The following is a 9,352-nucleotide window of genomic DNA, read 5'->3' as shown; positions in this document are numbered from 1 at the left end:
TGGTGATTTTGCTGCTGGCGCTGCTGGTGCTGGGGCCCCGCCGGTTGCCCGATATCGCCCGTGGCCTGGGGCGGGGGCTGCGCGAACTGCGCCGTGCCAGTGACGAGTTGCGCGCCAGCCTGGAACTGACGGAGGTCGATCGGTCGGCAGCGGAGCAGAAGGTTTCGCCGGCAGCGCCTGCCGGCCAGCCGATTGATTTTGCCGCCCCAGCCGAGGACGAGGCAGAGATCGTCGCGGCGCCAGCTTCATCCGCCGCTGGCCAGGAGGCCGACCGTGCCGGTCGATGAGCAACCCGCTGCGCAACCGGGCCTGGCGGCGGACATGGGGCTGGTCGAGCATCTGGAGGAACTGCGTCGCCGCCTGCTGCGCGCCCTGCTGGCCTGGCTGGCGGGTTTCGCCCTGTGCTACCACTGGGCGCAGGAGCTGTTTGTCTGGTTCAGCGCGCCGGTGCTGCAGGTGTTGCCGCCGGGTAGCTCAATGGTGTTTGTTCAGGCCACCGAACCCTTTTTTACCTATCTCAAGGCCGCCGCCCTGGCCGGCTTCCTCGTTGCCCTGCCGATCCTTCTTTATCAGCTGTGGGCCTTTGTCGCGCCGGCCCTTTATCCTGGGGAAAAGCGTTTTGCCGTACCCTTCGTGCTTAGCGGCTGCCTGTGTTTCGGCGCCGGCACCTGGTTCGGCTTCCAGCTGGTGTTTCCGCTGATCTTTCAGTTTCTGATTCAATTCGGTACCGACAGCGGCCAGATTCAGGCCATGCTGTCCATGGGCGCCTATCTGAGCCTGGCCAGTCGGCTGCTGCTGGCCTTCGGCCTGGTTTTCGAAATGCCCATCCTCAGCTTTTTTCTGGCCCGGCTGGGGTTGATCACTGGCGCCCGGTTGGCCAGCTGGCGCCGTCATGCCTTTGTCGCCGCCTTTATCATCGGTGCCATGCTGACGCCGCCGGATGTCATTTCCCAGCTGGCTCTGGCCGTGCCCTTTATCCTGCTCTACGAGGTCAGCATCCTCGTTGCCCGCCTGAGTAGCCGCCGCTAACATTTTTGGGATATCAGAGCTTCTTGTAAAAGTACATGCAGGCCTTCTAGTATTATTAGCGAAATAATATAAAAGTCAAGATTACTAGACAATCGTCTGATATTGTTTGGTTGCGATACCAAAAACGATCAGGAAGCTGTCAATGAAGCTCAAGGCTTATGTCTCATAGTTGATGGGAGTCATATAATAAGGTCTGTTCTCCTATCTTGAGAAATGTATGTCCTCTCCGTTGACGGAACCGGAGAAGCGCCAATACAGGTGCATTCACGTTTGTGTCTGCGCGTGTGTATGAGTGCTGAGCTGTATTTCAGGGCGGCCTGAGGAGTTGCGAAACGTTCTTTGGCTGTTTGCGCGGAAGTTTTTCCTGAAATTGGTGCTTCACTTTGAGGTAATTGTGAGGCGCTGGTCGGTATGTAAATTTTAGTCATGTGCTTTCTCCTTCGCGGTGGCTTTAAAAGATCAGCGTGGCCAGGGAATCGTCAGCCAGCACAGGGTAGCAAACAACAGGCTTATAAGGACTGCGGCCGAACCCATGTCCTTGGCGCGCCCGGCGAGTTCGTGCCAGTCTGGGCCTATACGGTCGATAACTGCCTCAATGGCGGAATTTAAAAGCTCCACGATGAGCACAAGCAGGACCGAGCCAATTAACAACAAACGGTCAGTCATGACCAGATCAAGCCAGAAGGCTAAAGGCAGGAGTAGCGCCGCTACCGCGATTTCCTGACGGAACGCGGCCTCGGAACGAAAGGCGGCCTTGAGACCGGCGAGGGAATAGCTCATCGCGCGTATCACGCGTCGAATACCGGTATTCTTTTTCATAGGGTTTTTTCCTGTGCGGAAGCGATGCCCGCAGTATTTTGGCGCAGAGAGTGACTTGCGCTTTCAATGTAGGCTTGCAGAAAATCAGTGCTTTGGCGGGATTCTTCCGGTGAAGGGTTTGTGGCGATAGCCTGGTGTTTGCGCAGATCGATTTGAAAATGCAGGGGCTGCCGGCTTTGTGGCCAGACCAGCAATCGGTTGCCTTGGACAAGCCCGACAGTTTGGTCACTGCCCGAGGGCTTGATGACGGCAAAACCGGCATCAAACGGGGATAGGGCCAGCAAATCTCTTCCCCAGCATTGGTGCTGAATGTTGTGGCCGAGTCGGCCAAGGATGGTGGGCACGATATCAACCTGTGATCCAACGCGGTCGCAAAAAGAACCGTAGCGTTTTTGAATTCCTGGCGCCACAAGCAGTAGGGGGACGTGAAATCGGTTGAGATCAAGTTCTGTTAGCTGTTCGGAATTGGCAAAGCCATGGTCGCCGACGATGACAAAAAGGGTTTCCTGAAAGAACGGCTGTTTTTCTATGGCAGCGAAAAACCGCCCCAGTGCCCAGTCTGCGTAACGCATGGCGGTAAGATGCGCGTTAAGACTTCCCGCAGTGGTTACGGCGGGGACAGGTAGTGGGTTTGGAAGCGCATAGGGAGTGTGGTTGGACAGTGTTTGCAACAAGGCAAAGAAGGGTTTTTTGCGGGGTATGCTCGCGAGCTCCTTGGCTGCTCGGTCGAACATGTCCTGATCGCTGACGCCCCAAGTAGGATCTTTGACCACAGGATTCACATAATCGTTGCGGCCGATAAAATTCTGGAAACCTTGTCGTCTGAAAAAGCCCAACTGGTTGTCCCAAGCAAAATCTCCATTATAAACATATAGGTCCTCATATCCTAAAAGTTTGAGGAGAGGAGCTAGCCCTGAAAAATCATGGCTTCCTTCACTCATCTGCATCAGATATTCATAGCCCGGCAGATTTGGAAACGAAGTCATGGTGGCGAATATCCCCTGATGTGTGTGGGTGCCATTGGCTAGAAAATTTCTGAACAGCAACCCTTTTTTGCTTAGCTCATCGAAGCAGGGAGTGATGTTGTGAGAGTCTCCCAGCGCGCCAACATATCGCGCCGCCAAACTTTCCATGAGGATGACCACGACATTGCGAACGGGGAGCTGGCCATCGCTCCGTGGTTGGTAGACGCGACGAACAACGGCCTGTTCAGCGTCTACAAGGGTTTCCTGGGGCAAAAGCAAGGATTGTCGGACGATGCGGATGGCTTCGGTAGCGGCCATGGAGTTTTTCCACAGGGGCGGTTTCCGCCTGGCCAAGCGACCGACGATGGCGGTATAAAGCGTTTGCTCCGGATTAAGCCCCAGTTGGTTGGCAAAAATGGATGGGGTTGTAAAGGCATCACCCCAGCGCAGGGGGGGGCCCTGGCGCAGAGTTCCTCTGGCGGCGAGAATGACTACGAGTAATGCCGGCAGCAACAGAAACCAGCGTTTTGCATGCGATTTTCTCGACGGTTCTTCTTTAGAGATCGCTCTGCTGAGCCAGCGTAGCGCCATGAACGATGAGCAGCTGAGTAAGCCCCAAGCGACGATCAGGCGCGAAAGGGGGAAGCCATGCCACAGCATGCGCAGAACGGTAATGGGATTCTCGGTGAGATACTGGAAGACCAGTCCGTTCAGCCGTTGATGGAATTCACGGTAAAAAATCGGCTCAATCAAGCCAAGCAAAATAAAGAGACTGGCAACTGCAGTCAGGTAGACAACTTGAACTGGTCGGTGCCAGGAACGATGCTGAAGAACGATGAATGGGAGCAAAGGGAACGCCGTATAGGCGATGATCCGAGAGTCAAAGCGTAGACCATTGAAGTAAGCGGTCATAAGGTCTGACCAGGTAGCCGTGCTGCTTTGGTCAAGGTTGGTGAGATGGAGGCTCAGACGCAGGAGTGTCAACAGAAGCAGTAGTCCCAGGCACGAGAGAGCGAAAAAAAGCTCGAAACCGGAAGCCTCTCCCCCGTGGTTTTCTCGGGCCAACAGGGAGAATATAGCTCGACCCTTTTGAGTAGATTTTTGCTGATTGATCATGGAAACCTTCGATTCTGTAATTTTTTAAAAGATTTTAGCGAAACAGCCTGCCTTGCTCTGATGCTGTAGAATTGCCTGAATCAGCAGGTTTTTTTTGGCTTCTTTTATGCCAAGCTTTGGTTGGTGTGGCCTGGCTTTGGCCACGTGTTGCGCCGAGCGGGGCTGATTGAGTTTGTGGCGAATAATATAATCAGCCCCTTGATAGTATGCTTGGGCAATTTGGACTAGGGGGTCTTCAGGCGAGGCAGTCTCTATTTGTTCACTTTCCCAAGGATGGTGGATTTTTTTGATGCCTTGACGGGGTTCCAACAGAATAAGCTGATCATCGCAGTAAAGACCTAATTTCTGGTAGTTTCCGACGAGCGCTCGCGGGTGGTAATCGGCAGCGAGCAGATTCTCCCCGAAGAAGTGGCTTTTGTAATTAAAGCTGAGTAGGCCCAACAGCGTTGGTGCTAAATCAATTTGACTTGCCGTGTTCGCAAACTCATCGCTTGCCAGATGTTTTGGGCTATAAAAAAGCATTGGAATGTGGTAGCGGGCTATGGGCAGGCCAACTTTGCCGGCGCTACCCGCGCAGTGATCGGCGACAATAATGAACAGGGTATCGTCAAACCAGGCGTGTGAACGGGCTTCTAGGAATAGCTGTTCGAGGGCGTAATCGGTATAACGGACGGCGCCTTCCCGGCTGCTGCCCGAGGGTATGTTGATTTTTCCTTTTGGATAGGTATAGGGGCGGTGGTTGCTGGTGGTCATCAGATGGAAAAAGAAGGGTTTTCCCTTTGCGGCAACGGTGTCGGCTTCCCGAATGGCTTTGGCATACAGATCCTCATCACAGACTCCCCAGGCATTTTTAAACTGAATCTCTTCCGTGAGAAAATTGCCTTCATCAATGATGCGGTAGCCATTACGTGAAAAAAACGTGTTCATATTGTCAAAAAAACCGCGGCCACCGTAGAGAAAAGCCGTGTCATAGCCCTGTTGGCGTAAGACCTGTCCCAGACTGAAAAACGGGCCGCAGTCCGGTCGTTTTACCAGCGCTCGGCCAGGGGTTGGCGGAATTGAGAGCGTGATTGCCTCCAACCCGCGGGTGGTGCGTGTTCCAGTTGCAAAAAGATTGCTGAAAAACAGTCCTTCCGGGATCAGTTGATCCAGAAACGGGGTCAGACGGGGCACGTCAGGACTCCGAAAGCGGGTGAGATACTGAGCACTTAGGCTCTCCACGGTGATTAAAAAAACATTAAGCCGTTGAGGCGATCCTGCGGCTGTAATTTCACGGTGGATGTCAAACAACTCGGATGTGGCTGAATTAACATGTAGTTGTTTCTTGAGCAGGTTTGAAAGATTTTGGGGGTCTCCAAGGGCATAAAATTTTTCGTAGTCCAGAATATTCAGGCGAAATGCTGTAATGAACTGATAAGGGCCATTGGCAGACAATTCGTTGACATAGTTGTTGTTCGAGCCTGAAAGATTTTGTGTTGATAAAATAAGCGGTAAAAGCAGCGCGAGCACGCCGTGAAGAAATAAGTAGCTGATGTTGTTTTTATTTTTAGGGATTTTTTCCAGGCAGGCGGCAAGGCGGCAGCGTAAAAAAATAAATGATGGGAGAGAAGTCGACAGAAGGTAAAGGAAAACAAGAAACATGGAATATGATTCGTAGATATTTTGGGTTACCTCCCGGCGATAGACGAGATAGTCTACGGCAATGAAGTTAAATCTTGTGCCGAATTCCTGCCAGAAAAGGATTTCAGCGGCAAGAATGAAGAAGAACATCACTAGACTGGCGAAGAGCAAGCCCTCATATAAAAAGCGGAACCATTTTTTGCGGGTTAGAGGTCTGGACTTGAAAATGAGTGGCAGAGCTGGCAGGAGAAGAGCAGGGAAAAGAAAAGCGCTATCATAGGCCAAGCCCTTGACAAAAATATAGGTAAGAGCTGTAAAACCATGCGGGATTTCTTTCCACATGGAAAAAGTCAGACCAAGGCGCAGTATAAAAAAGCCGGTCAGCAGAACACCGTACAAGATAAAGATAAAATTGTAAGGTTGTGGCGGCACCAGGATTTTTTTGGAATGAGGTTTTCCACTCATGTTTTCCGGCTCCTTTTAATGTTAATATGAAAAATAATTAGTTTTATTTTTTTCGCGCAGCTATAGTTTTTCGCGAGCGACGCGAATTTTTTTGGAAATAGATTGTAGAGCTAGAAGGTCGAGAAGAATGCTTGAATGGGGGGAAGTCGGTCAGAGTTTGCCTTTGAAAGGGCCAAAATATAAAACCCAGTTTACAACCCAGCAAAGCCAAGCAGAGCAAAGACAATGAGACAGGAAATGAGCGCCACGGGCTATCTGTCCGAAGCTGAACAGGCAACCTAATGCCAGGGACAGGAACAGAGCTTGTTGAGCCCGTTTGCGGTTATGCTTTAAAAAGATGAAGTATCCAGCGGAAAGGGAGAAAGCACCTGCCGAATGCCCAGCGGGAAAACAGTGCCCTGACTTGGCCCGCGTCAGCCCGACGCAGGAGAGGGTTTCTCGCCAGGAGATTTCCTGCCGCGTGCCGCCATATTGCTGGAGAGACCAAGGGCAGGGCCTGTCCAGAATGTATTTGCCAGTGGCGACCAAACCTGTTCCTAGACCGATGCAGAGCAACAGATAGAAGGCTGAACGGCTGAGGGGGCGCCAGAAGTTGTCGGACCAGCTCAGAAGCATGACCAAGAGACTCCCGGATGCGGTAAAAATGATAATTTTTCGTCCTCCCCTATGGATGATGGTTTCGGCCCACCAGCTGTGCTTGAAAGGCCAGAGGCCAAGTTGTTGATTGTAGAATGCCTCCGCAATGAATTGATCAAACCTGGCGAGGCTTAAAATCATTGCAAAAACGAAAAGTAGTGAGGGCCAGAGCAGCAGTCGCCAGAAGCCTATGGGGGGGATGCTTGAATTCATTAGGATAGACTCCGGTCATTCCGTTTGGCGCGGATGCGCTGGGCCACTGCCCGCCACAGCTGTTTGTCGCCTGCCTGCAGGCGGGCGTGGCCACTGTAGCTGCACAGAAAGCGCAGGGCGTCGCGTGGCCTCAGTCCCGGCCAGCGTCGCGCCAGAGCGGTCAGGTCGCGCACTCGGCGGGCCGGCCGCCAGGGCACCCAGCGGGTTTTTTCCAGATCGATCAGTCGCACCTGGGGGTTGTCGCTGGCGGGTTCGACAAAAATATGCTTGGGAAACAGGCAGCGATGCTCCAGCCCCTGCCGATGCAGATTGGCCACCAGCCGTGCCACGGCATCGAGCAGCAGATCGCGTTGCCGTCTTGGGGGCGGCTGGTCCCGCCAGCGGCGCAGCTGTTCCTCCAGCGAAATAAAACCATCGAGAAAAGCCGTCACCAGCACGGCCTGGCGGCTGCCGTTGTGCTGGCGGGTGGCGCAGTAGACCGCTTCCATGGTCGCGATGCCGGCCTGCTGGTAACGGCGCAGGTTGGCCAGTTCTTTTTCGAAGGTCAGCCGGCCGCGCAACGGATGGCGCCAGTCGCGGCTGAAATAGTTGCTCTGCCGTTTGATCACCAGTCGGCCGAGCAGCGCGCCATCGACCCACAGCGGGTGCAGGCACACCCGGCTCCAGCCGGCCTGGCCGCGACCGCTGTTGCCCTCGTCCACCGCCTCCAGCTGCAGATCCCAGAAATCACCGAACTCCTGCAGGCCAGCGCGTGTCAGGCGCTCCTGCCAGGCCGGCGCACGGTACAGCAGGCGAACGCCGCTTTGCGGGCCGGAGGTCATGGCAGCACCGTGCGGCGGCGGAAAATGGCCAGGTGCAGGCTGTGCAGCAGCGGCAGTTGCGCCAGATCGGCCTCAAAGTCAAAGCCGGCGGCGGCAAAATGCTGACGCAGTTCGGTCAGGCGGGTGCAGTGCTGTACCTGCGGCCGTTTGCGCCAGGTCTGGCCCAACCGGCGGCGCAGGCTGGTCACCGACAGCGGGCTCAGATAGCTGATCAGCACGTAGCGACCGGCGACGCGGCACAGCTCGGCGATGATGCGCTGCCGCAACGCGGCGGTTGGCAGATGATGGATGAAGCGAAAACACAGGCAGGCATCGAACTGGCCAGCGTTGTAGGGCAGCCGTTCGAGATCGGCCCGTTCGATCAGGGCGCTGGCACCGGCTGCCTGCACGGCTTCGCGGGCCGCTTGCAGGGCGCCTTCGCCCAGGTCGACGCCGGTAACCTCGAAACCGCGCTGTTCCAGCAGCAGACAGGCGCGACCCACACCGCAGGGCGCGTCGAGCACGCTGCGCACCTGCCGCAGATGCCGCAGCCCCCGGTCGAGCAGGGCCATTTCGTTGCGGTGTTTGCGCGCCCGGCGGCGCTGGTATTTTTCGGCTTTTTCCGCCGAATGCTTGATGCGGCTGCGGTAATCGAAGGAATCGGAGAGGCTGGACTGGGGCATGGCGGACCTCGCTGGACGGACTGCCGGCGCGCTGGCAGGTCGCGCCGCGCCGGACGATAGAAGCTGTCCGGCCGATCTGCAAGGACGATGCCAGCAGGGCCGCAGCAGGTCCAAGAGATTGAAAACACAAGGCAGATGTCGAGCGCCGGCAAGGCCCGACCCTGTCCCCCGTACAGAAATTTGAACACCAGCGCCAGCTTTTGCGGCGGTATGTCGCAAAATTTGAACGTCCATTCTATTCCTCGCTGTCACCAATCAGGCCGTATTTTTTCAGCTTGTACTGCAGATTGCTGCGGCTGATGCCGAGGCGCTCGGCGGCCTGGGCCTGCACGCCCTGGGCCTGTTGCAGGGCCTGACGGATGAAGAAGATTTCGATCTGTTCCAGGCGCTGGGGCAGGGGGCTGCTGCTGTCGCAGGGTGGCAGGCCGGGGGGATTACCCTCAACGGCGCAATTCAGCGGCGCGGGCAGATCGCTGCGCTGCAGGCAGGGGCCGCGGCTGAAGATCACCGCCCGTTCGATGGCGTTTTCCAGTTCACGCACGTTGCCGGGCCAGTCGTGCTGCTGCAGCGCCTGCAGCGCCTCGGCGGCGATGGTGCTGACCCCCCGGCCCATTTCGCGGGCGAAACGCTGCAGGAAGAAGGTGGCCAGCAGGGCGATATCCTCGCGTCGCTGGCGCAGCGGCGGCAGTTCCAGGGTGACCACCGCCAGACGGTAGAAAAGATCCTCCCGGAAGCGGCCTTCGGCGATCATCTGCGGCAGGGGCCGGTGCGAGGCGGCGACGATGCGGACGTTGCAGTCGAGTTCCTTCAGTCCGCCAACCCGCCGGAAACGCTTTTCCTGCAACAGCCGCAGCAGTTTGGGTTGTAGCGGCAGGGGCAGCTCGCCGATTTCGTCGAGGAACAGGGTGCCGCCCTCGGCCATTTCCACCAGACCGCGCTTGCGCTCGCTGGCGCCGGTGAAGGCGCCGCGCTCGTGACCGAACAGCTCGCTTTCCAGCAGGTTCTC

10 protein-coding genes are annotated in these 9,352 nt (G+C 55.9%); 2 read left to right on the top strand and 8 right to left on the bottom strand.

Translation table 11 applies throughout. From position 1 onward, the window contains the following. The first annotated feature begins 2 nt into the window (after window positions 1-2). Together LHW45_10430 and tatC are read left to right on the top strand one after the other, a co-directional pair. Window positions 3-287, top strand: coding sequence for a twin-arginine translocase TatA/TatE family subunit (locus tag LHW45_10430; GenBank protein ID MCB5285988.1), 285 nt, complete (start codon window positions 3-5; stop codon window positions 285-287). Beyond that, window positions 274-1,029 carry a twin-arginine translocase subunit TatC gene (tatC, locus tag LHW45_10425; protein ID MCB5285987.1) on the top strand — a complete coding sequence of 252 codons (756 nt, stop codon included), beginning with the start codon at window positions 274-276 and terminating at the stop codon, window positions 1,027-1,029. The genes LHW45_10430 and tatC overlap by 14 nt, the downstream gene beginning before the upstream one ends. 179 nt (window positions 1,030-1,208) lie before the next feature. On the opposite strand, the gene LHW45_10420 is transcribed toward tatC, so the two are convergent. The 8 genes from LHW45_10420 to LHW45_10385 form a co-directional block, all read right to left on the bottom strand. Then, window positions 1,209-1,457 (bottom strand): hypothetical protein, encoded by a 249-nt coding sequence (locus tag LHW45_10420; GenBank protein ID MCB5285986.1) that lies wholly within the window; start codon window positions 1,455-1,457, stop codon window positions 1,209-1,211. A gap of 31 nt (window positions 1,458-1,488) precedes the next feature. Continuing rightward, window positions 1,489-1,848: a diacylglycerol kinase gene (locus LHW45_10415; GenBank protein ID MCB5285985.1), complete on the bottom strand. Its 360-nt coding sequence runs from the start codon at window positions 1,846-1,848 to the stop codon at window positions 1,489-1,491. Beyond that, window positions 1,845-3,929, bottom strand: coding sequence for an LTA synthase family protein (locus LHW45_10410; protein ID MCB5285984.1), 2,085 nt, complete (start codon window positions 3,927-3,929; stop codon window positions 1,845-1,847). The genes LHW45_10415 and LHW45_10410 overlap by 4 nt, the downstream gene beginning before the upstream one ends. 24 nt (window positions 3,930-3,953) lie before the next feature. Continuing rightward, window positions 3,954-6,014: an LTA synthase family protein gene (locus LHW45_10405; GenBank protein MCB5285983.1), complete on the bottom strand. Its 2,061-nt coding sequence runs from the start codon at window positions 6,012-6,014 to the stop codon at window positions 3,954-3,956. A 150-nt stretch (window positions 6,015-6,164) separates the two neighbouring features. Beyond that, complete coding sequence (locus tag LHW45_10400; GenBank protein MCB5285982.1) at window positions 6,165-6,863, bottom strand: phosphatase PAP2 family protein; 699 nt, start codon at window positions 6,861-6,863, stop codon at window positions 6,165-6,167. Continuing rightward, entirely contained in the window at window positions 6,863-7,684 is an 822-nt protein-coding gene (locus LHW45_10395; GenBank protein MCB5285981.1) for a lipopolysaccharide kinase InaA family protein, read from the bottom strand. The genes LHW45_10400 and LHW45_10395 overlap by 1 nt, the downstream gene beginning before the upstream one ends. Beyond that, complete coding sequence (locus LHW45_10390; protein MCB5285980.1) at window positions 7,681-8,346, bottom strand: methyltransferase domain-containing protein; 666 nt, start codon at window positions 8,344-8,346, stop codon at window positions 7,681-7,683. The genes LHW45_10395 and LHW45_10390 overlap by 4 nt, the downstream gene beginning before the upstream one ends. A gap of 235 nt (window positions 8,347-8,581) precedes the next feature. After that, a partial coding sequence (locus LHW45_10385) for a sigma 54-interacting transcriptional regulator (protein MCB5285979.1) occupies window positions 8,582-9,352 on the bottom strand: 771 nt, incomplete at its 5' end.

The sequence above is a fragment of the Candidatus Cloacimonadota bacterium genome, assembly GCA_020532085.1.
GTDB lineage: Bacteria > Cloacimonadota > Cloacimonadia > Cloacimonadales > Cloacimonadaceae > Syntrophosphaera.
This window is presented reverse-complemented; position numbering and strand designations above follow the sequence as displayed.